Annotated in this window: 20 protein-coding genes, 1 pseudogene and 1 riboswitch; of the genes and pseudogenes, 7 read left to right on the top strand and 14 right to left on the bottom strand. The window is 67.3% G+C overall.

All coding sequences use genetic code 11. The features are described from left to right. Positions 1–106 precede the first annotated feature (106 nt). Both H0X95_RS23600 and H0X95_RS23605 read left to right on the top strand, forming a co-directional pair. Entirely contained in the window at positions 107–778 is a 672-nt protein-coding gene (locus H0X95_RS23600; RefSeq protein ID WP_059722296.1) for a heavy metal response regulator transcription factor, read from the top strand. Then, the gene (locus H0X95_RS23605) at positions 775–2,184 is read left to right on the top strand and encodes a heavy metal sensor histidine kinase (RefSeq protein WP_059722295.1); all 1,410 of its coding nucleotides are present in this window, start codon (positions 775–777) and stop codon (positions 2,182–2,184) included. Before H0X95_RS23600 ends, H0X95_RS23605 begins: the two co-directional genes overlap by 4 nt. Positions 2,185–2,208: 24 nt before the next feature. Here H0X95_RS23605 and H0X95_RS23610 read toward each other — a convergent pair whose 3' ends face one another. The 4 genes from H0X95_RS23610 to H0X95_RS23625 form a co-directional block, all read right to left on the bottom strand. Then, a complete protein-coding gene (locus H0X95_RS23610) occupies positions 2,209–3,417 on the bottom strand; it encodes an MFS transporter (protein WP_059722293.1) in 1,209 nt (402 codons plus the stop codon). A gap of 90 nt (positions 3,418–3,507) precedes the next feature. Then, positions 3,508–3,693, bottom strand: coding sequence for a DUF1289 domain-containing protein (locus tag H0X95_RS23615; protein ID WP_080403557.1), 186 nt, complete (start codon positions 3,691–3,693; stop codon positions 3,508–3,510). A gap of 2 nt (positions 3,694–3,695) precedes the next feature. Next, positions 3,696–4,715 carry a CDF family Co(II)/Ni(II) efflux transporter DmeF gene (gene dmeF, locus H0X95_RS23620; protein ID WP_006484514.1) on the bottom strand — a complete coding sequence of 340 codons (1,020 nt, stop codon included), beginning with the start codon at positions 4,713–4,715 and terminating at the stop codon, positions 3,696–3,698. 12 nt (positions 4,716–4,727) lie between these two features. Next, positions 4,728–5,003 carry a metal/formaldehyde-sensitive transcriptional repressor gene (locus H0X95_RS23625; protein ID WP_006479857.1) on the bottom strand — a complete coding sequence of 92 codons (276 nt, stop codon included), beginning with the start codon at positions 5,001–5,003 and terminating at the stop codon, positions 4,728–4,730. Positions 5,004–5,120: 117 nt separating this feature from the next. Further along, positions 5,121–5,289: riboswitch (yybP-ykoY riboswitch) on the top strand. A gap of 68 nt (positions 5,290–5,357) precedes the next feature. On the opposite strand from H0X95_RS23625, the gene H0X95_RS23630 reads away from it, so the two are divergent. Then, a complete protein-coding gene (locus tag H0X95_RS23630) occupies positions 5,358–6,368 on the top strand; it encodes a sodium:calcium antiporter (protein WP_059722292.1) in 1,011 nt (336 codons plus the stop codon). Between the two features lie 95 nt (positions 6,369–6,463). Here the strand turns inward: H0X95_RS23630 and H0X95_RS23635 are convergent, their stop codons facing one another. The 6 genes from H0X95_RS23635 to gstA all read right to left on the bottom strand — a co-directional run bounded on the left by H0X95_RS23635 (position 6,464) and on the right by gstA (position 14,057). Beyond that, positions 6,464–6,832 (bottom strand): copper-binding protein, encoded by a 369-nt coding sequence (locus H0X95_RS23635; protein ID WP_058902683.1) that lies wholly within the window; start codon positions 6,830–6,832, stop codon positions 6,464–6,466. Beyond that, the gene (locus H0X95_RS23640; RefSeq protein ID WP_196446230.1) at positions 6,829–10,035 is read right to left on the bottom strand and encodes an efflux RND transporter permease subunit; all 3,207 of its coding nucleotides are present in this window, start codon (positions 10,033–10,035) and stop codon (positions 6,829–6,831) included. Before H0X95_RS23640 ends, H0X95_RS23635 begins: the two co-directional genes overlap by 4 nt. Beyond that, positions 10,032–11,555, bottom strand: a complete 1,524-nt coding sequence (locus H0X95_RS23645; RefSeq protein WP_059722700.1) for an efflux RND transporter periplasmic adaptor subunit — start codon at positions 11,553–11,555, stop codon at positions 10,032–10,034. Before H0X95_RS23645 ends, H0X95_RS23640 begins: the two co-directional genes overlap by 4 nt. 11 nt (positions 11,556–11,566) lie before the next feature. After that, a complete protein-coding gene (locus H0X95_RS23650; protein WP_059722288.1) occupies positions 11,567–12,859 on the bottom strand; it encodes a TolC family protein in 1,293 nt (430 codons plus the stop codon). 91 nt (positions 12,860–12,950) lie between these two features. After that, the gene (locus tag H0X95_RS23655) at positions 12,951–13,337 is read right to left on the bottom strand and encodes a hypothetical protein (protein ID WP_058902679.1); all 387 of its coding nucleotides are present in this window, start codon (positions 13,335–13,337) and stop codon (positions 12,951–12,953) included. An 87-nt stretch (positions 13,338–13,424) separates the two neighbouring features. After that, entirely contained in the window at positions 13,425–14,057 is a 633-nt protein-coding gene (gstA, locus tag H0X95_RS23660) for a glutathione transferase GstA (RefSeq protein WP_059722287.1), read from the bottom strand. A gap of 135 nt (positions 14,058–14,192) precedes the next feature. On the opposite strand from gstA, the gene H0X95_RS23665 reads away from it, so the two are divergent. The 4 genes and pseudogenes from H0X95_RS23665 to H0X95_RS23680 all read left to right on the top strand — a co-directional run bounded on the left by H0X95_RS23665 (position 14,193) and on the right by H0X95_RS23680 (position 17,726). After that, a complete protein-coding gene (locus H0X95_RS23665) occupies positions 14,193–14,573 on the top strand; it encodes a winged helix-turn-helix transcriptional regulator (protein WP_059722285.1) in 381 nt (126 codons plus the stop codon). A gap of 113 nt (positions 14,574–14,686) precedes the next feature. Further along, a pseudogene (locus tag H0X95_RS23670) lies at positions 14,687–15,736 on the top strand (RNA-guided endonuclease InsQ/TnpB family protein); the annotation flags it as partial. Beyond that, positions 15,725–16,123, top strand: coding sequence for a hypothetical protein (locus H0X95_RS23675; protein ID WP_175793125.1), 399 nt, complete (start codon positions 15,725–15,727; stop codon positions 16,121–16,123). The pseudogene H0X95_RS23670 and the gene H0X95_RS23675, both read left to right, overlap by 12 nt. A gap of 211 nt (positions 16,124–16,334) precedes the next feature. Then, complete coding sequence (locus H0X95_RS23680) at positions 16,335–17,726, top strand: MFS transporter (RefSeq protein ID WP_059722284.1); 1,392 nt, start codon at positions 16,335–16,337, stop codon at positions 17,724–17,726. Between the two features lie 65 nt (positions 17,727–17,791). Here H0X95_RS23680 and H0X95_RS23685 read toward each other — a convergent pair whose 3' ends face one another. From H0X95_RS23685 to H0X95_RS23700, 4 genes are all read right to left on the bottom strand, one after another. Beyond that, a complete protein-coding gene (locus tag H0X95_RS23685) occupies positions 17,792–18,868 on the bottom strand; it encodes a C45 family autoproteolytic acyltransferase/hydolase (protein WP_059722698.1) in 1,077 nt (358 codons plus the stop codon). Between the two features lie 96 nt (positions 18,869–18,964). Further along, on the bottom strand, positions 18,965–20,617 hold the full coding sequence (locus H0X95_RS23690; protein WP_080403556.1) for a DUF3138 family protein: 1,653 nt from the start codon (positions 20,615–20,617) through the stop codon (positions 18,965–18,967). An 88-nt stretch (positions 20,618–20,705) separates the two neighbouring features. Next, positions 20,706–21,821 (bottom strand): polyamine ABC transporter substrate-binding protein, encoded by a 1,116-nt coding sequence (locus tag H0X95_RS23695; RefSeq protein WP_012493097.1) that lies wholly within the window; start codon positions 21,819–21,821, stop codon positions 20,706–20,708. 178 nt (positions 21,822–21,999) lie between these two features. After that, positions 22,000–23,724: an amidohydrolase gene (locus H0X95_RS23700; RefSeq protein WP_059722281.1), complete on the bottom strand. Its 1,725-nt coding sequence runs from the start codon at positions 23,722–23,724 to the stop codon at positions 22,000–22,002. Between the last annotated feature and the right edge of the window lie 14 nt (positions 23,725–23,738).

Genomic DNA, 23,738 nt, shown 5'->3' on the forward strand with positions numbered 1-23,738 from the left:
TTTTCATGACAATTCCGTCATCCGCCGGTCATCCTGCGCGCACGCGCGACGCCGTACGCTCCGGCGTTACACTGACCGGCTGGAATCACGGACAGCCTGCCTCACCATGCGGATACTGATAGTCGAAGACGAAGCCAAGATGGCGTCCTACCTGCGGAAGGGCCTGACGGAGGCGAGCTACACGGTCGACGTCGCGGAAAACGGCAAGGACGGGCTGTTCCTCGCATTGCACGAGGATTTCGACCTGGTCGTGCTCGACGTGATGCTGCCGGAGCTCGACGGCTTCGAGGTGCTCAGGCGGCTGCGCGCGCAGAAGCAGACGCCCGTGCTGCTGCTCACGGCCCGCGACGCGATCGAGGACAAGGTCGCCGGGCTCGAACTCGGCGCCGACGATTACCTGCTCAAGCCGTTCGCGTATGCCGAATTCCTCGCCCGTATCCGCTCGCTGCTGCGGCGCGCGCCGCGCAACGTGCGCGACGTCCTGTACGTCGCCGATCTGGAAATCGACCTGCTCAAGCGCCGCGTGCGGCGCGCCGACGCCCGCATCGACCTGACCGCACAGGAATTCGCGCTGCTGCAGCTGCTCGCGGAACGCGAAGGCGAGGTGCTGACGCGCACCTTCATCACGTCGCAGATCTGGGACATGAATTTCGACAGCGACACGAACGTCGTCGATGCGGCGATCAAGCGCCTGCGCGCGAAGATCGACAACGCTTACGAGAAGAAGCTGATCCACACGATCCGCGGCATGGGCTACGTGCTCGAGGATCGTTCGTGACCGCGCGCCCCGCGTCGTACTCGCTGCTGCGGCGCCTGACGCTCGCGTTCGCCGCCGTCGCGGCGCTCGTGTTCGCGCTGACCGGCGCGTATCTCTACCGTTCGCTGTCCGCCGAACTGACGCGGCGCGACGACATCGAGATCTCCGCCAAGCTCAACCAGTTCCTGCAACTGGCACGCGCCAGCGGCTCGACGGCCGCGCTGCGCGCCGACCCGGCCGTGTTCCATGACGTGCTGCTGTCGCATCCGGGCGTCTATCTCGGCATCTACGATGCGCGACACCAGCCGCTCGTCGAGCACTCCGACGAAGCGGGCAACACGCTCGCATCGGTGATCTCGGCGCCGCATCCGGCTGGCAGCGCCGATGGGCCGTTCACGTGCGCGCCGCCCGGCATCGGCACGTCGCGCTGCGTGTACGCGCGCGAAACGCTGCCGTCCGGCGAAGCGATCGAGGTCTCGCTCGCGCGCACCGCGGCCGATCGGCAGTCGCTGCTCGAAAGCTATCGCGTCGACATCTGGCTCGCGGCGGCCGTCGGCGCGCTGCTGGTCGGCGCGCTCGGCTACGCGGTCGCGTCGCGCGGCCTGCGCCCGGTCGAAAGCCTCGGCCGGCAAACGTCGCGCATCGAGGCGCACAACCTGAACGCACGCCTCGACGCGCGCGGCGGCCCGGTCGAATTGCGCGAGTTCGCCACGTCGGTGAACCGGATGCTCGACCGCCTCGAACGCGCGTTCGTGCGGCTGTCGCAGTTCTCGTCCGATCTCGCGCACGACATGCGCACGCCGCTCGCGAACGTGATCAGCTCGTCGCAGATCACGCTGTCGCGCGCCCGCACCGTCGACGAATACGAAGCGCTGATCGAATCGAACATCGAGGAATGCGAACGGCTGCAGCGGATGATCGAGAACATGCTGTTTCTCGCGCGCACCGACAATGCGCGGCAGCACCTGAAGACCGCCGAACTGGACGCGGGCAGCGAACTGCGCCGGCTCGCGTCGTATTTCCAGGCGTTGGCCGACGAGGCCGGCGTGCGCATCGACGTGCATGGCGAAGCACCGGTCCTCGCCGACGCGACGCTGTTCCGGCGTGCGGTCAGCAACCTCGCGTCGAATGCGCTCGAACACGCGGACGCCGCGTCGACGATCGAGCTGGCCGTGTCCGTACAACGCGGCTACGCGGTCGTCGAAGTCACGAACCGCGGCGCCGCGATTCCGCCCGAACAGGTCGAGCGGATCTTCGAGCGCTTCTACCGGATCGATTCGTCGCGGCACGGCGCGGCGCGCAACGCGGGGCTCGGGCTCGCGATCGTGAAGTCGATCATGGAGCTGCATCGCGGCAAGGTGGAGGTCGCGAGCCGCGACGGGCGCACGACGTTCGCGCTTTATTTTCCGCGCGGCACCGATCGTTAGCGCGTGCGCCGCCGCGTCGTGCGGCTAGCGATCCTGCACCGTGCCGAACGACGTGCGAACGCACACGAGCAGCGCGATGGTCGCCGCGCTGAACACCGCTCCCGCGTAGAACGTGGCAGCAGCACCGGCCCGGTCCCACAGGAAGCCCGCGACGACGCTCGATACGAGCGTCACGATGCCGCTGATCAGGTTGAACACGCCGAACGCCGTCCCTCTCAATTCGGCCGGCGCGGCATGCGCGACCATCGTCGCGAGCAGCCCTTGCGTCATGCCCATATGGAGCCCCCACAGCGCGACGCCGACGAGCACGGCCGGCCAGTGCGCGCCGTGCGCCAACACGATATCGGCGGCGATCAGCATGACGAGCCCGACCACCATCAGTGTCGTGTGGCTCATCGTATCGGCGAGCTTGCCGAACGGGTAAGCGGACAACGCGTACACGACGTTCATCGCGACCATCACGAGCGGCACGAGCGCGACGGGCACGCCGCTGCCCATCGCGCGCAGCACCAGGAACGCCTCGCTGAAACGCGCGAGCGCGAACACGCCGCCGACGGCCACGACCCACCAGTAGCGGGCGCCGAGTTGCGCGACGACCTCGCGGCGGATCGGATTGACGCGCGGCTCGCCCGGCGCACGCGCCGGTTCGTCGATGCCGAACGCGAGCAGCGCCACGGCGAGCACGCCCGGGATCACGGCCAGCCAGAACGCGAGGCGGAAATCGTCGCGCCACACCAGCATGATGACGACGGCCAGCAGCGGCCCGAGGAACGCGCCGACCGTATCGAGCGACTGGCGCAACCCGTACGCGGCGCCGCGCAGGTGAACGGGCGTGACGTCGGCGACGAGCGCATCGCGCGGCGCGCCGCGAATCCCCTTGCCGACGCGGTCGACGATGCGTGCGGTCACCACGACGCCGATCGTCGGCGCGATCGCGAACAGCGGCTTGCTGAGCGCGCCGAGCGCGTAGCCGGTCACCGCGAGCCATTTGCGATTGCGCAGATAGTCGCTCAGCGTGCCGGAGAATACCTTGACGACCGGCGACGTCGCCTCGGCGATCCCCTCGATCAGGCCGATCGTCGTCGCGCTCGCGCCGAGCCCCGCCATCAGGAACATCGGCAACAGGCTGTGGATGATTTCGGACGACACGTCCATCAGCAGGCTGACACAGCCGAGCACCCACACGCTGCGTGGAATCTGCCGAAGAATGCCGGTCGATGAGTCGGTCTGCATGGGTCGCTCCGGTTCAGGAATCCAGATGCCGAATGCCTGTGATGCTACTGCAGTCCCGTGACACGACCGCACGCCGTGCGTGCGCGCTCGCTATTCCGCCGTATCGCGCCGAAGTTTCGCCTGCCGGCGCGTGCGGTCGTTGAGGATCTGGTGCCGGCGATGGTCGGTCAGCTTCTTCCAGTCGCGCGCCTCGTCGCGGGTGCGCAGGCAGCCGACGCAAAAGCCCGTGCGGCCGTCGAACTCGCACAGCTCGATACACGGCGATTTCACGGCCACGATCAGGCCGCCTTCGCGGGCGTCAGCACTTCGACGGTCACGTGCGACACGCCGTCGAAGCCCGCGACCAGCGCATGGTAGAAACGTGCATCGCGCGCGGTGTCGGCCGATTCGACCGACACGATCGCGCTCATGTGCCCGGGGCCCACGCGCCACACATGGAGATCGTTGACCGTGTCGCCGAGCGCCTCGATCGCACGGCGAACGTTGTCCGTCAGCTTGCGATCGACGTTGACGTCGAGCAGGATCCTGCCCGTATCGCGCATCAGCCCGTACGCCCAGTTGGCGATCACCAGCGCGCCGACGATGCCCGCGAGCGGGTCCATCCAGACCCATCCGAACGCGCGCGCGAGCAGCAGGCCGACGATCGCCAGCACCGATACGGCCGCGTCGGCGATCACGTGAACGTAGGCCGACCGGATGTTGTGGTCGTGATGCGCGGCCGAGTGCGAACCGTGAGCATGATGCGCGTGGTGCGCGTCGTCGTGGTCATGATCATGGTCATCGTGACGGTCGTGCCCGTGCGCATGGTGATGGCCGTGACCATGCCCGTGATGGTGGTCGCCGCTGAGCAGCCACACGCTCGCGAGGTTCACGGCAAGTCCCAGCACCGCAATCGGAATCGCTTCGCCGAAGTGAATCGGCACCGGCGCCAGCAGGCGCGCGATCGCCTCATAGCCGATCAGCACTGCGATCATCGCCAGCACGATCGCGCTCGTGAAACCGGCGAGGTCACCGAGCTTGCCGGTGCCGAACACGAAACGCGGATCGTCGGCATGCCGGCGCGCATAGGTATAGGCCAGCGCGGCGATCAGCATCGCGCCCGCATGCGTCGACATGTGCAGCCCGTCGGCGACCAGCGCGAGCGAGCCGAACAGCGTGCCGCCGACGATCTCGGCGATCATCATCGCCGTACACAGGCCGATGACCATCCACGTCTTCCGCTCGTTGCGCGCATGTGCGGCGCCCAGAAATGCGTGGCTGTGCGCGCCGCCCGCCGCCGCGCCGTCGAATTCGTTCATGTTTGCATCCGGTTACTTGAAATAGCTGTGCACGACCTCGATCAGCTGCTCGGTCGCGCTGCCCTCGTGCGCATCGGGCGTGTCCGCATCGACGAGATGCGACCGGATGTGGTCTTCCAGCACGACGGCCAGCAGGCCGTTCATCGCGCCGCGGCAGCTCGTGATCAGTTGCAGCACGTCGTTGCAGCCGCGCTCTTCTTCCAGCGCCCGCTCGATCGCTTCCACCTGTCCCTTGATACGGCGCACGCGGTTCAGCAGCTTCTGTTTCTCGCGGACGGTATGACTCATCGATGGCTCCTGTATAGGGTAGGGGAGTATATCTTCGGAAGGCTGCCCCTATAGGGTGGAGGGGTATATTTTTTTCGAGACGAAGGCTTGTCGAAAGAAAACCGCTCGGCTAGACTGCTCTCCGTCTTTGGGGAGTAGCCTGCTTTCCGCCCCCGGAAAGCGAACGCGTCAACACACTCGGCCTGCGGCCGTGGCGCGTTCGGCCTGATCGGCTTGGCGAGACCATCGGCACATCGCGTCGTTCCTGGTCGGACGTCGGCGGATGTGTCATGGTTCGTCAGCGTCCGACCACGGAGTCCCCATGTTCCTCCCTGCTCGCCTTGCCCACGCCACCGCTACCTGCGGAGGTGCCGCATGACCTTCATGTTTGTCGAACTGGCGTTCATGCTGGTCGTGATCCTCGTCGCGGCCGAAGTCTTCACCAATGCGCTCGAACATCTCGGCGAACGCCTGAAGATTTCCGAAGGCGTGACCGGCTCGCTGTTCGCGGCCGTCGGCACCGCGCTGCCCGAAACGATGGTGCCGCTGCTCGCGCTGGCCGGCGGCACGTCGAACCAGGCCGTGAACGAGGAGATCGGCGTCGGCGCGATTCTCGGCGCGCCGCTGATGCTCGCGACGCTCACCACGTTCCTGATGACGCTCGCCGTGATCCGCACGCGCGGGCTGCGCGGCACGATCACGCCGGAACGCACCGGCTTCGTGCGCGACATGAACACGTTCCTCGCCGCGTTCTCGCTGGCGACCGTCGCGATGTTCGTTCCGCATCACAACTGGGCCGTGCGCGCGCTGCTCGCCGCGATGCTGGTCGGGCTCTACGTGATGTACGTCGTGATGACGTTCCGTGCATCGACCGGGCTCGTCGATGCCGGGCACGGCACCGAGGCGCCGCACGCGATGTTCCTGTCGCGCATCGGCCTGCCGACCAACCTGGCGACGATCGTGCTGCAACTGCTGATCGGCGTCGCGCTGCTGGTGGGCGGGGCGAAGGGCTTCATTCACGGCGTGGAAGGCGTGTCGCACGTGCTCGGCGTGTCGGCGCTGCTGCTGTCGCTGATCATCGTGCCGATCGCGACGGAACTGCCGGAGAAGGTCAACAGCGTGCTGTGGATCCGCCGCCGGAAGGACACGCTCGCGTTCGGCAACATCACCGGCGCGATGGTGTTCCAGGGCACGCTGCTGCCGGCGATCGGCATCATGCTGACGCCGTGGGAGCCGCGCCCCGAAGTGCTGACCGGCGTGATCATCACGCTCGCGGCAGCGGCCTGGCTGCGCATCAATGCGCGCACGCGCGGGCTCGCGATCTGGGCGTTGCTCGCGAACGGCGCGGGTTATGTGGGGTATCTGGCGGTGACGCTGGCGCGCTAAACGCCGGTCGGGCGCGCCGGCCGACCAACACGTCGGCGCGGCGCGCTTCACGGCGCCGGATGCGGGCGGCGGCTGCGACGCCCGCATCCCGCCGATCAGGAACCCTTGACGAGTTTGACGATCGTCAACGTGCCGTCGACCTTCTCGATCCGCACCTTGACCTGGTCGCCCGCATGCGCTTGCGCGAGCATCGCCGCATCCTTCGCCTTGAACGCCATCGTCATCGGCGGCATCCCGACGTTCTGCAGCGCGCCGTGCTTCAACGTGATCTTGCCGCTCGCGGCATCGACCTTCTTCACTTCGGCGTCGGTCAGCGCGGCGTTCGATTCCGCCGCGCCGTCCGACGACATCTTCATGCCGGACATGTCCATGTTCGACATCTCGCCGGCGGCAAGCGCCGGTACCGCGAAAGCACTCAGCGCGACGACAGCGGTTGCAGCAGCGATCAATTGATTCATCTTCATCGTGATTCTCCGGTGGGAAGGGATGGCACGTTCGTGCCGGAAGGAACTGCCTCGGAATGCCGCGCTCGGCCCGCGCTTCGCGCACGACGGCGCTGCAGCAGAAGCCACGCGGCGGGAATGACGAACATCGACAGCAGCGGCGCCGTGACCATGCCGCCGACCATCGGCGCGGCGATGCGCTGCATGACTTCGGAACCGGCGCCGTGGCCGATCATGATCGGCACGAGGCCGGCGAGCACGACGGCGACCGTCATCGCCTTCGGCCGCACGCGCAGCACCGCGCCTTCGCGAATCGCGTCGAGCAGCAACGCATCGGTCAGCGGTTCGCCGGCATCGAGCCGGCGCTGCAGCGCGCCCTTCAGGTACAGCAGCATCACCACGCCGAATTCGGCCGCCACGCCCGCCAGTGCGATGAACCCGACCGACGTCGCGACGGACACCGCATGGCCGAGCGCCCATACGAGCCAGAATCCGCCGACCAGCGCGAACGGCACCGTCGACATCAGCAGCAACGCGTCGGCCGCCGAATCGAACGTGACGAACAGCAGCACGAAGATCACGACGAGCGTGACGGGCACGACGGTACGCAACGTCGCCGCCGCGCGTTCGAGATACTCGAACTGTCCCGACCACGCGATCGAATAGCCGGGCGGCAACGCGACCTGCCGCGCGACGGCCTGCTGCATCGCACGAATCGCCGTGCTGAGGTCGACACCGCGGAGATCGACGTACACGTAGCCGGACAGCCGTGCGTTCTCGCTGCGGATCATCGGCGGCCCGTCGGCGATCGCGACACGCGCGACGTCGCCGAGGCGAATCTGCGCGCCGCGCGCGGTGACGACCGGCAGTTGCCGCAAGTTGTCGAGCGAATCGCGGATCTCGCGTGGATAGCGGATGTTGATCGGGAAACGCTCGCGCCCGGCGATCACTTCGCCGACGTCCTCGCCGCCGATCGCCGACGACACGACCGACTGGATATCCGCCACCGACAGCCCGTAACGCGCGGCGGCGAGCCGATCGATGTCGACGTCGACGTAGCGGCCGCCGTTCAGCCGCTCCGCGAGCGCGGACGTCACGCCCGGCACGCGCTTCACGGCGGCCTCGACCTGCGTCGCGATCGCGTCGATTCCCGTCAGGTCCGGCCCGGAAATCTTCACGCCGACCGGCGTCTTGATCCCGGTGGACAGCATGTCGAGCCGGTTGCGGATCGGCGGCACCCATACGTTCGACAGGCCCGGCACCCTCACCGTCCGGTCGAGTTCGTCGACGAGCTTCTCCGGCGTCATGCCCGGCCGCCATGTACTGCGCGGCTTGAAGCGGATCGTCGTCTCGAACATCTCGAGCGGCGCGGGGTCGGTCGCGGTATCGGCGCGACCCGACTTGCCGAACACCGTGTCGACCTCGGGCACGGTCTTGATCAGCCGGTCGGTCTGCTGCAGCAGTTCGCTCGCCTTGTCCGCCGAGATGCCCGGCAGCGCGGTCGGCATGTACAGCAAGTCGCCTTCGTCGAGCGGCGGCATGAATTCGCCACCGAGCCGCGACAACGGCACGGCCGTCAGCACGAGCGCGACGACTGCCACGCCGATCGCGGCCCACGGGCGCCGCAACGTCGCTTCGAGCAGCGGCCGGTACAGGCGGATCAGCACGCGATTGATCGGGTTCGCGTGCTCGTGCGGAATGCGGCCGCGCACCAGATAGCCCATCAGCACCGGCACCAGCGTCACCGACAACCCGGCGGCGGCCGCGATCGTATAGGTCTTCGTGAACGCCAGCGGCGCGAACAGCTTGCCCTCCTGCCCTTCCAGCGAAAACACCGGAACGAACGACAGCGTGATGATCAGCAGCGAGAAGAACAGCGCGGGCCCGACTTCCGCCGCCGATGCCGCGACGAGCTCCCAGCGACGCGCGGCGGTGATCGGCTCGCCCGGATGCGCGTGGTCGTACGCTTCCAGATGCTTGTGCGCGTTCTCGATCATTACGATCGCCGCGTCGATCATCGCGCCGATCGCGATCGCGATCCCCCCGAGCGACATCAGGTTCGCATTCACGCCCTGGTAGCGCATCACGATGAACGCGACCAATACGCCGAGCGGCAGCGACAGGATCGCGACCAGCGCGCTGCGCAGATGGAACAGGAATACCGCGCAGACGACACCGACGATGACGAATTCCTCGATCAGCTTGTCCGTCAGGTTGTCGACCGCGCGCGCGATCAGTTGCGATCGGTCGTAGGTCGTGGCGATCTCGACGCCGGCAGGCAGCGAACGCTTGAGGTCGGCGAGCTTCGCCTTCACCGCGTCGATCGTCGTCAACGCGTTCTTGCCCGAGCGCATCACGACGACGCCGCCCGTCACTTCGCCCTGCCCGTTCAGTTCCGCGATACCGCGCCGCATCGCCGGGCCGACCTGGATGCGTGCGACGTCGCCGAGCAAGACCGGCGTGCCGGTGTCGTCGGTGCGCAGCACGACGTGACGGAAATCGTCGAGCGTGCGCAGGTAGCCGGACGACCGCACCATGTACTCCGACTCGGCCAGCTCGACGACCGAGCCGCCGGAGGCCTGGTTGGCCTTGCCGAGCGCCTCCGCGACCGCCGCCTGCGTGATGCCGTATGCACGCAGCTTGTCCGGGTCCAGCACGACCTGGTACTGGCGCACCATGCCGCCGATACTCGCGACTTCGGAGACGTCCGGCACGGCCTTCAGTTCGAACTTCAGGAACCAGTCGTTGAGCGCGCGCAACTGGCCGAGATCGTGACGGCCGGTGCGATCGACGAGCGCGTACTCGTATACCCAGCCGACACCGGTCGCATCGGGCCCAAGCGACACGGTCGCGCCCGCCGGCAGGCGGCTCTGCACCTGGCTCAGGTATTCGAGCACGCGCGAGCGCGCCCAGTACGGATCGGTGCGGTCGTCGAACAGCACGTAGACGAACGCGTCGCCGAACGACGAGTACGCACGCACGGTTTTCGCGCCGGGCACGCCGAGCAGCGTCGTCGTCAGCGGATAGGTCACCTGATCCTCGACAACCTGCGGCGCCTTGCCCGGATACGACGCCTTCACGATCACCTGCGTGTCCGACAGGTCGGGCAATGCGTCGAGCGGTGTCTGCCGCAGCAAATGCACGCCCCATGCCGCGAGCAGCACGGTGGCCAGCAGCACCAGAAACCGGTGATGGACGGACCAGTGAATGATGCGCGCGATCATCGCTCACCTCCCTGCGGCTCGACCTTCGTCAGCCGGTAGCCGTCGTCGGTCTGCGTGAACGCGAAACGCACGGTCTGCCCCGGCTTCACGTCCGGAAACGCGCGCACCGACGGCTTGCCGAACGCCATCGTCATCGCGCCCCAGCCGAGCGCCGGCACCGGCTGATGCGAGAACGTGATGTCGTCGGCGGTGACCTTCTCCACCTTGCCGGTGGTTTCGTACACCGGCGCGCTTGCCGTCGCGGACGATGCGGCCGAGCTTGCGCCTGCCGCCCGCTCCAGCCGCGGCAGCACGCTTTTCAGGCTGGCTTCCGAATCGATCAGGAACTGCCCCGATGCGACAACCGTATCGCCTTCGTTCAGCCCGCCGAGCACTTCCGTGTCGCCGCCGACGTCGTTGCCGACCGTCACCGACACCGGCTGGAGCCGGCCGTCGCCGAGCTTCACGATGACGATCGTGCGCTGGCCGGTCGCGATCACGGCCTCGGACGGCACGAGCAGGCGCGACACCGTCTCCTTCGCGGCGACCCGCACGCGCATCAGCATGCCGGGCGTGAGCTTCAGCGATGCGTTGTCGATCTCCACGCGCGCCTGCAGCGTGCGGCTGCCCGTGCTGATGCCGGGCAGCACTTCGCGGATGCGTCCGCTGAAATGCCGGGCCGGATCGCCCGCGAACGTCGCGTCGACCGACATTCCCGGCTGCACGTTCAAAGCGAGCGCTTCCGGCACCTCGACGATCAGCCACAGCGTCGCCAGCCCGGCGATCTTCGCGAGCGTCTGGCCGGGCGCGACCATCGCGCCGTCGCGCACGTTCAGCTCACTGACGACGCCCGTCTCCGGCGCGCTCAGCACGACGTGCGTCTGGGCGCGGCCGGTGCGATCGAGAGTCGCGATCATCCCGTCCGGAATCGACAGCGCGCGCATTCGTGCGCGCGCCGCATCGAGCAGGTTGCCGTCCATGCCGCCGCGCTTCAGCGCGAGATATTCCTCCTGCGGCGCGAGCCAGTCGGGTACGAACAGCGATGCGACCGGCGCACCCTTCGCGATGCGCTGCATCGGCGCGCGTGCATACAGATGGTCGATGTAGCCCGTGACGCGCGACTGCACGACCTCCACGCGCGCTTCGTCGAACTGCGTGGTGCCCACCGCGTCGAAGCCGGCCGCCGTCTGCTGCCGACGCACGGTCGCATAGCGGATGCCGAGGTTCTGCTGCAGGCCCGGATCGATCCGGATGCCTGTCGCGCCACCGCCTTCGTCCGCATAGACCGGCTGCAACTGCATGTCCATGAACGGCGATTTGCCCGGCTTGTCGAAGTGCTGGTCCGGCACCATCGGGTCGTGCCAGTACAGCACCTTGCGCGCGGCCTGCTGAGCCGGCACACCCGACGGCGCAGCGGCGGGCATGGCGGCCGTCACCGCGCCGTTCGTCGCATGGCGGACGCCCGCGAAATAGCCGGCGCCGACGAGCACCGCGCCGGCGGACGCGATCAGCGCCGCACGCATCAGTGATTGCCTTGTCATGAGCGTCTCCTTCACTGCGTGGCGGCCATCGCCGACGGCACGACCTGATATTCGAGCTGTGCCCAGGTCTGCGACACGTCGCGCCTGAGGTCGAGCACCTGTAATTGCGCTTCGAGTTGCGCACGCCGCGCGGCGAACGTGTCGGCAAGCGACCCCGTGCCGGCCCGGTACGCCGCCGTCGCGAGCTGCACGCGCTGGTCGGCGGCCGGCAACAGCGCGGCGCTGAGGTTCGCGATGCGTTCGCGGCCGCTCGCCAGCATGTCGGATTGCGTGCGGATGTCGGCCTGTACCTGGCGCAGCGTGTCCTCGTACATCAGGCGCGCCTTCGTCGCGAGCGCCGCCTTTTCGGCGACGTCGCGGTTCTGGCGATTCTTGCGATTGAGCGGCAGCGGGATCGAGACGCCGACCGACACCATGTTCGAATACGCGCCGCCGCGCTGCTGGTACGCGATTTCCCACGTCCAGTTGGGGCTGCGCTCGCTGTTCGCGACCGCGGCGTCGGCTTCGGCCACCGCGATGTCGTCCGCGGCGGCGACGAGCGCCGGCTGCGACAGGCGCAGTTCGTCCGGCGGCAACGCCGATACGAAGGATTCGGGCGCGGGCGGCGTACCGGCCACATCCGTCACGGGCACCGCCGTCCAGCGGGCCAGCGCGATGAGCGCGGTGCGATACGCCTGCTGTGCCTTGAGCACCTGGTCCTGCGTCTGCGCGAGCATCGCGCGGGCCTGCACGACGTCGCCCGCGCTCGCCTTTGCGCCGCGATACGACGCCTGCGTCGCGTCGAGTTCATGGTTCATGTGACCGAGCAGCGCCTGCTGAAGCGCGAGCGCCTGCTTCGCATAGATGGCATCGAGCCACGCCGTCGCAGTCTGCCGGCGCACGGCCGCGAGCTGCATCAGATAGCCGGCGCGCTCGCGGCCGACCTGTTCGTCGGCCAGCGCGGTACGCAGCCGCCGCTTGTCGCCGGACACCCATTCCTGCTCGATGCCGATGCGGCGCATCGTCATGAAGTCTTGGCCGACGGTGAAGCGCTGCCCGCCGTTGACCGGCAGGTTGTCGATGCCGGCCTTGAGCATCGGGTCCGGCAACTGGCCGGCCTTGACGGCCGCTTCGGAACGCGCGAGCACGGAAGCCTGCGCGGCCTGCATCGACGCGGAACGATCGGTGGCGGACTGCAGCGCGGCGTCCAGCGTCAGCGGCGACGGTTGCGCGTGAACGGCGCCCGCCACCAGCAGCGCGGCCCACGGTACGGGCGCGCGCCGACCTGCACGCGGCATGCGCAGCGTGCGGAAAACGAATGACATGGTGTAACCCCAAATCGGAATCCAAAGGGATTCCACGTCCTGCGCGCAGGACGAACCTCACCGCGTGCGCGGCGAACCGGTCAAATCGGGATCAGTTGATGCGTGGCGGGCGCCACAACCCGTTCGGGTCGCGAGCCGGGACGGACTGCGTGTAGTGGAAGACGATCGTGCTGGCGAATGCAGCGGGACGGTTGACGTCGGCGCGGGCGGCCGGGTGGTAGAGACTGCCGAACTGGCATTGGGCCGTCACCTTGCAGGCCATGCCCTTGGCTTTGGCCTTCGCGTGATCGGCGGATGGCGGCTGCATCGAATCGCAATCGCTCATCTCGGCGGACATGGCCATGTTCATGCCCGTGTCCGCGTCCATCGACATCGTGTGCTGCATCGGACATTCACCGGTCAGGCCGCTGGCTGCCAGCCCCGTGATGGGCAGCACCGCGCACAGCAGCAGCAGGATGAAGGTCCGAAGCAGTTTCATGGCGGCGATTATAGCGCGCACTGTTGCGGCATGGCGCGGCGTCGCTACGGCGAAACGACGCGCCCTCCCCGCTGCGGCGGCTGCGCGTCATCGCAACAGCTTGTCCGCCGCGAGCACCGCCTGCACGGCCGGCCGCTCCCGCACTCGCTCGTACCACGCACGCAGATGCGCATGCCGGCTCAGGTCGATATCCGCGTTGTACACCGAGCGCATCCAGTCGGCCTTGCCCCAGCCGGTCAACGCGAACAGGTACGCATCGGCGACGGTGAACGTGTCGCCGGTGACGAACGTCCTGCCGTCGAGCTGGCGGTCGATCCATGCGAAGCGGCCGTCTAGCTTCTGCCGCACGGGCTCGACGTACTTCCCCGCCTGCACCGCATACAGCAGCGGGATGAAACCCTTGTGGATCTCGGTGCCGAGAAAGTTCAGCCATTCCATCAGCCGGTAGCGCGCGAGCGTGCCGTAAGCGGGCGCGAGCGCGGCGTCCGGGCGCTGGTCCGCGAGATACTGCGCGATCACCGGCCCTTCGCGCAGTATCGTACCGTCGTCGAGTTCGAGCAGCGGCACGTAGCCGAGTTCGGTCACGTCGTAGTAATCGCGGCCGCCTTCGACGACATGCTTGCGCGCATCGACCTTGACGATCTCGGCGTCGATATCGGCTTCGCGCAGCACGATGCAGATCGCCTGCGAACAGCTGCCGGGAGCGTGATAGAGCTTCATATGTTTCCTTCGTGGGTGTCCATGTATCGATTCGCCGCGACGCGGGCGCTAATATCTCGCATCGGCGCATGGCTGAGAAGACGGCAGTCGTTTGTGCCGTAGTCACAAAAAATTTACCGACCAGGATTCGGCGCGATGAAAACGAGTGCGACAGGATGTTCCGTTGAAGAAGCGATGCGCATGCTCGGCGGCCGCTGGCGGCTGCTGCTGGTGTCGTATCTGCTCGACGGGCCGCGCCGCTTCAGCGACCTGCGGCGCGACATGCCGGGCATCTCGCAGCGCATGCTGACGCTCGACCTGCGCGCGCTGGAAGACGCGGGGCTCGTGCGGCGAACCGTCTATCCGGAAGTGCCGGTGCGCGTCGAGTACGATCTCACCGCGGACGGCGACCGGCTGCGGCCGGTAGTCGACGTGATGCGCGAATTCGGGCTGTGGCTGAAAGCGCGCGACGTGCAGGCCGACGCGATGCCCGACACCGCGGCTGAGACCGAAACGACGATGTATGCTCACAAATAACCCTTCGGCAGGAACTACGTTCATCAGTTGCTCCGAGAAACCCCGTACTTCAGGACGGGGAAGAAAGGCGTGCTGTTGACAGACAGCTTCTTCCACGGGATAGGATCACCTACATGATTCTTGTCTATCGCTACCGGGTGAAGTCGCTCAACGGACTGCTCAACAAGCAGAGCCGTGTGGTGAACTACGTCTGGAACTTCTGCAACGACACACAGAAGCACGCGCTGAAGTGGAACAAGAAGTGGCCGACCGGTTTCGACTTGAATGTGCTCACGACCGGCAGCAGCAAGGAACTCGGTATTCACTCCGGCACGGTCAACGCGACGTGCGAGCAATATGCGAAGTCGCGCAGTCAGCGCCGTCGGCCCTACCTGCGCTATCGCGGCAGGAAATCGTTGGGCTGGGTGCCGCTGAAGGGCCGTGACCTGAAGCGCGAGGGTGACGCGTTCCGTTTCGCCGGCAACACGTTTCGCGTGTTCAACAGCCGACCGCTTCCCGAAGGCAAGATCAAGGACGGGACCAACTTTGCGCAGGATGCACGCGGCAACTGGTTTCTCAACATCGTGATCGAGATGCCGGATGTGCAGGCCCGCCCGATCCGTTCCGGCGTCGGCATCGATCTCGGCCTGAAAGACTTCGCCACACTTTCGACCGGAGAGAAGCTGCCCAATGACCAGTTCGGTCGGCGCGCGGCGGAGAAGCTGGCGAAAGCGCAGCGAGCACGCAAGCACAAGCGGCATATCGCGAAGCTGCACGCCAAGGTCGCGAACTCCCGCGCCGACTTCCAGCACAAGCTCGCGCTCGATCTGGTGCGGCGCTTCGATTACATCGCGGTCGGCAACGTGTCGGCGGTCAAACTCGCCAGAACCAGGATGGCGAAGAGCGTCTACGACGCATCCTGGTCGTCCTTCCGAAACAAGCTCCGTTACAAAGCGATCGCGCACGGAGCCACGTTCGAGGAAGTGGACGAAAGCGGTTCTACCCAGTCCTGTTCGTCGTGCGGGTCGAAAGACAGCACGACGCGGCCGAAAGGTATCGCGGGACTGAGAATAAGAGAGTGGGCCTGCAGTAGATGTGGTGTCGAGCATGATCGAGATACCAACGCTGCGTTGAACATTCTCCGATGCGGACGTGCATCGCCAGGTGTGGGAATCCTCTCTCTTTCGGGAGAGGAGGACGTCAAGGAACTTCACGCTACCGTCGGCACGGCCACGTCCGACCTCGACGACGACGAAAGCTTCGCCAATATCTACTGTCACGATGCGGAGCAGGACTATTGCTTCGCGCTGTCGCGCTTTCCGGACGATGCGCGGATCGAAGTGATGGTGCGCGACCAGCTCAACGTGCGCGTCAAGGATCTGTCGGTGTGTCTGACCGACGACACGATCGACGTCGAGATCGAACCGGGCATCGCCGCGCGGCTCGACGGCCAGACGCGTTACGTGATCCATCTCGCGCCCGGTCAGTACGATCCGGGCACGCTGCGCGCTGCGTTGAAAGAGATCTTCGTCGGCAAGAGCGGCTATCGCGACGACAGCACGGGCGGCTGACCGTTCGCCTGCTTGCGCTCTTTCGTGACGACGCCGGTCCGCGCCTGTCGGCACGTTCCCATATATTGAACGGCAAACGTCCCATTAATGGGGATACCTGCCCAAATGTTGACGCACGCCGCGCCACGGCTCTAACGTTCGCCCCAACGCCATTCGATTCGGCCACCTCGTTCGCGAGCGCCAGCCGGGGCATAGAACACAGGAGACGACCGTGGCCCAATCCGCGTCACGCACCCATGCCAACCCGCCGGAGCGGGCATCCGCGCGCACCGGCGCCGCATCTGATTCCGCCGCCCGCGCGACCGCGGCGGCGACCTCGTCCACGCCGCCGAGCCGCAAGCGGCTGCTGATTCTCGCGCTGCTGTTCGTCACCGTCGTGATCAACTATCTCGACCGCAGCAACCTGTCGATCGCGGCGCCCGAGCTGTTCAAGGAACTGAACATCGATCCGGTTCGCGCGGGCCTCGTGTTCTCCGCGTTCGGCTGGACCTATGCGCTGATGCAGATTCCGGGCGGCTGGCTCGTCGACAAGGTCTCGCCGCGCGTGCTGTATGCGGGCGCGCTCGCACTGTGGTCGGCCGCGACGCTGCTGCTCGGCTTCGCCGGTTCGTTCGTCGGGCTGATCGTGCTGCGCCTCGCGGTGGGCGCGCTCGAAGCGCCGGCCTACCCGATCAACAACCGCGTGGTGACGACGTGGTTCCCGACCCGCGAACGCGCAAGCGCGATCGGCGGCTACACGTCGGGCCAGTTCGTCGGCCTCGCGTTCCTCACGCCGGTGCTCGCGTGGCTGCAGGTGCATCTCGGCTGGCACATGGTGTTCGTCGCGACCGGCCTCGCCGGCATCGCGTGGGCCGCGATCTGGTACGCGGTATATCGCGAGCCGCGCGCGTTGCGCGGCGTCAACGCGGCCGAAATCGCGCTGATCCGCGACGGCGGCGGCCTCGTCGATCTGGAGGACCGCGTCGCGGCGCGCAGCGAACGCGCGCCGTCGACGTGGCGCGACCTCGGCGTCGTGCTCGGCCGGCGCAAGCTGTGGGGCATCTACCTCGGCCAGTTCGCGCTGAACTCGACGCTGTGGTTCTTCCTCACGTGGTTCCCGACCTACCTCGTCAAGTATCGCGGGATGGATTTCATCAAGTCGGGCTTCCTCGCGTCGCTGCCGTTCCTCGCCGCGTTCGTCGGCGTGCTGTGCTCGGGCGTGCTGTCGGACTGGCTGATGCGGCGCGGCGCATCGCAGGGCTTCGCGCGCAAGCTGCCGATCATCTCGGGGCTGCTGATCTCGACCTGCATCATCGGCGCGAACTACGTGAGCTCGACCGGCTGGGTAATCGCGTTCATGACGATCGCATTCTTCGGCAACGGCTTCGCGTCGATCACGTGGTCGCTCGTGTCGGGGCTCGCGCCTGCACGGCTGCTCGGCCTCACGGGCGGCGTGTTCAACCTGGTCGGCAACCTGTCCGCGATCGCGACGCCGATCGTGATCGGGCTGCTGGTCGACGGTGCGGACTTCTCGCGCGCGATCACCTACATCGCCGCGATGGCGCTCGCGGGCAGCCTGTCGTACGGGCTGCTCGTCGGCAAGGTCGAGCGCATCGACGCCTGAGCGCCACAACGGCGGCCCACGCGTGCCGCCGTGCCGCCCTGCCGACCGTCGCCGCGCGCGCCGCGTCAGAACCGCATGAACCCGTCGCGCGCAAGGTCGTGCGGATTGCCGGCCGCGTAGTCGAGCGCGCACGCGTCGGTATCGATGCCGACGGTCAGCAGCGTTTCCCAGCGCTCGGTGTCGGGCATCGACCGATCCGGGTGGAAACACACCACGGCCGCGTCGCCGGCCGCGCCGCACATCGCCGCCGCGCGTTCGCGCACATCGGCGCCCGTCATCCCCGCCACGACCGCGTTCAGGTGCGCGAAGCGCTCGCGCGTGGTCGAGCTGTCGGGCATGCATTCGCCGCCGCTCAACGCGTGATCGAGGAAGTGGTTCGTATGCAGCAGCCAGCCGTCCGGGCGCGGCACGACCACGCCGACGCCGGACGGGCTCAGCTCGATGCTCGCCGCGCGCGGGTTCGCATCGTGTCGCGTGAACACGGTCAGCACCGTCGAGGCGCTGACGCGCGCGGTGCGCGCCAGCTCGATCGCCTCCGGCACCGTCGTCGCATCCTCGAGCAGCCGTCGCGCGATCGCGTGCACCGGCACGCCGCCACCATCGTCGTCGCTCGCGTGATGCAGGATGTTGAAGTGCAGCCCGAGCCCCGCGTCGTTCACGCCGAGCTTCGCGAGCATCCCGAATTCGGTGAACAGCTTGACGGTGCGGCGCTGCGGCGTCGCGAACCGCATCAGCAGCCCCTGCGGCGCGAGACTGTCGTGCCAGTCCCACGTCTGCAGCGTGCGCGGCGCATGCGGGCCGGCCGGCGCGTACACGGTCGTCGAGCACTCGCCTTCGGCCGACGCGGGCGCGGTCGCGAGAATCTCGGTGCGCGCGTTCAGGCACGCGAGCTGCCAGCGCGGCAGGTCGGCGCCGTCGGCGGTCGCCTCCACCTCGGCGGCGAGGCGCGGACACCATGCGTCGAGCGCCGCGAGGCTCGCCTCGCCGATCGCCCGCGCGCGCTGCGGATCGATGCCGAGCTTCGGGAAGAACGCGAGATACAGCGCGACCGTCTCGCGGATCGCCGGCGCGAAGCGCGCGCCGATCAGGCGGCCCCGCTCGCGCGGATCGGTGACGTCGGTCGCGAAAGTGTGCAGCTTCAAGATCAAACCTCCTGTGTCGAATGAGCGCCGGGCCCGCGCGGCCCGGCATGTGATGCGTTCCACGAACGAACCGGCGCGCGCCGGCCGTCGGAACGGTCAGAACGAATAGATGAACTGCATGCCGGCCAGGTCGTTGCTGCGCGCATAGGTGCCGTTGCTCTTCAGGAACACCGGATGATTCGCCGCGTCGTGGCGGTATTCGACCTTCACGGTGATCTGTTGCGTCGGATAGAACAACAGGTCGGCCGTGATCGCATAGCGTTGCGCGCCCTTGCACTCGGTGCCGTTCGTCGCCGAGCCCTGGAAGCACGACGGATCGATGCCGAAGCCGCTCGACCCGTTCACCGACGGGTTGCCGCCCGCGAGCCCGTACTGGATGTTCGTGCCACCGCCGCCGTTCGACGCGTTGTTCAGGTAGTCGAAGCGCAGCGTCGCGCCCATGCGGCCGAGCCACGACGTCGTCCACTTCGTATGGCCGAGCAGCGACATCCCGTACCAGCGCGCCGTGCCGCCGTTCCATGCGCCCTTCTGCAGCTCGCCGTAGTCGACCTGTGCGTTGATCTGCGTCTTGTCGTGCGTATAGGTCATGTCGGCTTCCACGTACTTGTAGAGGCCGGTCGGCGACGAGCCGTTGCACTGGTAGCCGTAGCCGCCCGCCGCGCACGGCGAGAACAGCGACTGCCGGCCGAGCATCCCGGAGAGGCCGAAGTCGAACGCCGTCGACGTCGCGTTGTCGAAGCGCGCGGTGATCGTCGGCGTCCAGTTCGGCTTCGTCGTGTTGTTCGCCGCATTCGCGATCGCGCCGGCCGTGCGCAGCACCTCGTTGCCGATCACGACCTGCCAGAAGCGCGTCATCGCCGCGTTGGAGCCCTTCAGCCCGATACCGACCAGGTTGCCCGGCTCGCTGAAGTCGTACAGCAATCCGTGCGTGAGCGTGAGCATCTGGTTGGACGGCTGCACCTCGTAGCCGGCGAGGCTCGGCATCATCCCGATCTCGAACGTGCGCGTCGTGCCGAGCGGCACGTTGACCTGCGCCTGCGTGACGATGTTGTTGCCGATGCCGCCGTGCGCATTGCTGAACACGTTGCCGAAGCCGCGGTTCGGCTGGATCACGATCTCCGCCGACGGCGCCATCGGGCCGACGCCGAAGGTCTTCCTGATGTCGAGGTAGACGTCGCCGATCGTGCTGTTGAAGTAGTCGTACGCGCCCGGATCGTGGTTCAGGAACTGGAAGCCGGACGTGCGCTGCGCGCGGTTGAACAGGTACACGGGATCGACGTAGCCGGTGATGCTCAGGCCCGCGAGCGGGCCGGTCGTCGCCGCCTCCTGCAACGCATCGACCTTCAGCGACGCATTCGCGATCTGCTCGCGCATCTGCTGCAGGTCGTCGTTCGTGAACGCGGGCGCCGACTCGGCAGCCTGCGCGGCGGCCGCGGCCGTGTTGATCGTGCCGATCTTCGCGCCGGCCGATGCGGCGGTCGTCGCGGTCGTCGCCGTCGTCGCCGTCGTCGCCGTCGTCGCGGTCGTCGCGGTCGCCGCGGTCGTGGCAGTCGTGGCGGTCGTTGCCGCGCCGGCCTGCTTCGCCGCCAGCATGCTCGCGCGCAGCGCGTTCACCTGCCGCTGCAGCGCGGTGACCTGCGCCTGCAATGCCTTCATCCGGCTCGCGTCGGTCGCGTGCGGTGTATGGGCGAATGCCGCGGTCGCGTCGAACGCGAGCGCGCACAGCGCCGTCATGTGTTTGATGTTCATGGTGTCGGTGGTCGTCGGGACGCACGCGCCCCCGCCCGCCGCGATCGACGGCGGGGCGCGCGAAAGAGGTGCGGGTGTGCGGGGCGGCTTACTCGGTCTTCAGCTTCGTCCACAGACGGTTCTGCAGCCGCATCAGCTCGGGCGGAACCGGCTTGCTGAGGCTCAGCCGGCGGATCACGTCGGCGGGCGGGAACACGGCCGGATCGCTCGTCACCTCGGCGCGCACGAGGTGCCGCGACGACGGCACGGCCGACGGATACGACGTGTCGTTGGTCAGGTTGGCGCTCTCCTGCTCCGACAGCACGAAGTTGACGAACTTCAGCGCGGCGTCCGGATGCGGCGCATCCTTCGGAATCGCCATCATGTCGAACCACATCGCGCTGCCTTCGGTCGGGATCACGTACTTGATTCGATACGGTTTCTTCGCGGCGGCGGCCGCGATCCGCGCGGAATTCACGTCACCCGACCAGCCGAGCGCGAGGCAGATGTCGCCGCCCGCGAGATCGTTGATGTAGCTGCTCGAATTGAACTGCGTGATGTACGGCCGTACCGTCTTCAGCAGCTCGTACGCGGCCTGGTAGTCGGCCGGGTTCGTCGTGTTCGGATCCTTCTTCAGGTACACGAACGCCATCCCGAACGCATCGACCGGCGAATCGAGCACCGACACGCCGCAGCGCTTCAGCTTCTTCGCGTACTTCGGATCGAACAGCAGCGACCAGCTGTCGAGCGGCGCGTCGGCGCCGAGCGCGGCCTTGACCTTCTCGACGTTCATCCCGAGCCCGTCGGTGCCCCACGTCCACGGAATGCCGAACTGGTTGCCCGGGTCATCCCTCGACAGCACCTTCATGATGTCCGGATCGAGCAGCCCGTAGTTCGGCACCTGGCTTCGGTCGATCTTGCGGTAGATGCCGGCCTGCAACTGCCGCGCCCAGAAGATGTCGGACGGCACGACGACGTCGTAGCCCGACGTACCCGACAGCAGCTTCGCCTGCAGCGTCTCGTTCGAATCGAACTCCTGGTAGACGACCTTGATGCCGGTCGCCTTCTCGAAGTTCGCGATCGTCGCCTTGCCGATCGAATTGCCCCAGTTGTACACGTTGACGACGTCCGCCGCCTGCGCGACGGGCACGCCCGCCCCGGCGAAACCACCCAGCGCGAGCGCCGCGCATGCGTTCTTCACCCGATGTTTCCAGTCCCCTGCCATGTTTTCCTCCGTCGATGTCATGATCCGCCCGCGATGAGCGGCGCGTGCTTCGGTCCGGAAAAATGTAGCCAGAGGAAATTGGCCGGTCTGCCCTGCCAACAGGGGGACACGCCGCACAATCGGCGGCAACGGAAGCGACTTGAAAGCTTCCGTCGCCGCATCGCCGGCCCGCCGCCGTTCACGACGCCTGCAGGCCCGTCCGCGCGCCGAAATCGTCGCCCACGTGCGTGATGCGGCCGCCCATCATCGTCAGCCCGACGTCGATGCGCCCGATGTCGTATTGCCCGACCTCGAACAGGTCGCGCTCCAGCACGACGAGATCCGCGCGCTTGCCGGGCGTCAGCGAGCCGACCTCGTGCTCCATGCCGAGCTGGTACGCACCGTGGATCGTGTACGCGGCGATCAGCTGCGGAATGCTCAGGCGCTCGGCGATGTCCGGGAACACCGGCGCATCGGGCTCGCCCGCGAGCTGCCGCGTATGGCCCGACTCGATGTGTTCGAGCGGCTTGTGCTGACAGCGGCACTGGCACGCGAGGCCATCCATGCCGATCGACACCGTCACGCCTGCGTCGACGAACGTGCGGAACGTGTACATGTTGCTCCAGCGTTCGTGGCCGTAGTGGTCGCGCAACTGCTCGGTGTACGCGTCGACCACGCCCCATTGCAACTGCGTGTTCGCCATCACGCCCGCGCGACGAAAGCGCGGAATGTCGTCTGGATGCGTGAGGAACGCGTGCGTGATCACATGACGGCGATCGCGCGGCGGGTTCGTGCGGTTGACGGCGTCGAAGCCGTCGAGCGCCATCCGCACGGCCGCGTCGCCGACGCAGTGCACCATCACGTTCGCGTTCGCGCGATCCGCGTCGACCAGATAGCGATTGAACGTGTCGGCCGGCATCGTCGGCGCGCCGCAGGTATCGGGGCGGTCCGCATACGGTTCCAGCAGGTACGCGGTGTGGTTCGCCTCGGTGCCGTCGAGAAACAGCTTCAGCGCGCGCGCCTTCACGAGCGGCGAATCGTACCGCTCGCGATACCGGACCAGCGTGCCGACCGGATCGTCGATCTCGCCGATCACCGCGACGCTGCCGACCACGCGCAGCTTCAGGTCGCCCGCGCGCTCCATCGTCTGCAGCGTCTCGTACAGCAGCGACTGGTCGCCGCTCGCATCGAAGAAGCCCGCGTCGAACACGGTCGTCACGCCGGCCGCGCACAGCTTCTCCTGCCACGGCGGAATCGATTTCAGATACAGGTCGATGCCGGTCGGCAGCAGGCCGGCCGCGCTGATCCGCTGCAGCAGCAGCGAGTACGCGGCGCCGTCGACGATCAGCCCGGTCGGCTCGCCCGTCGCCGCGTCCTTCTCGAACCAGCTCGCGCCTTCCTGCACGGGTGGCGTCGACGCGTCGATGCCGGCGATGTCCAGCGCCTTCGAGTTCACCCACATCGAATGGAAATCGGTCGACAGCAGGCACACGGGGCGATCCGCGCACACCGCGTCGAGGGTCTCCTTGCGCAGCATCGCCGGCGGGATCGTCGCCTGCACCCAGCCCATCCCGGTGATCGCCGGCTCATCGGGATGCGATTCGACGTAGGTGCGTAACGCGGCGAGCACCTGGTGCGGATCCTCGTAGTTGACGAACGCCTGGAACGCGAACGCGGTCGTCTCGAAGTGCCAGTGCGATTCGACGAAGCCCGGCAGCACGAGCCGGCCGGCCGCATCGACGACTTTCGTGTTCGCGCCGACGTACGCGTGCACGGACGCGGTATCGCCGACATGCACGATCCGGCCGTCGCGCACGGCAACGGCCTGCGCCCACGGCCGGTGCGGATCGACGGTGTAAACCCTCGCGTGGGTCAAAACGAAATCCGCCGGCGTCGCGGCGGCCGGCGTCGGTTGAATCTGCATGGCCTGTCCTTTCT

The organism is Burkholderia sp. 9779_493, from assembly GCF_015712215.1.
Taxonomy (GTDB): domain Bacteria; phylum Pseudomonadota; class Gammaproteobacteria; order Burkholderiales; family Burkholderiaceae; genus Burkholderia; species Burkholderia cenocepacia.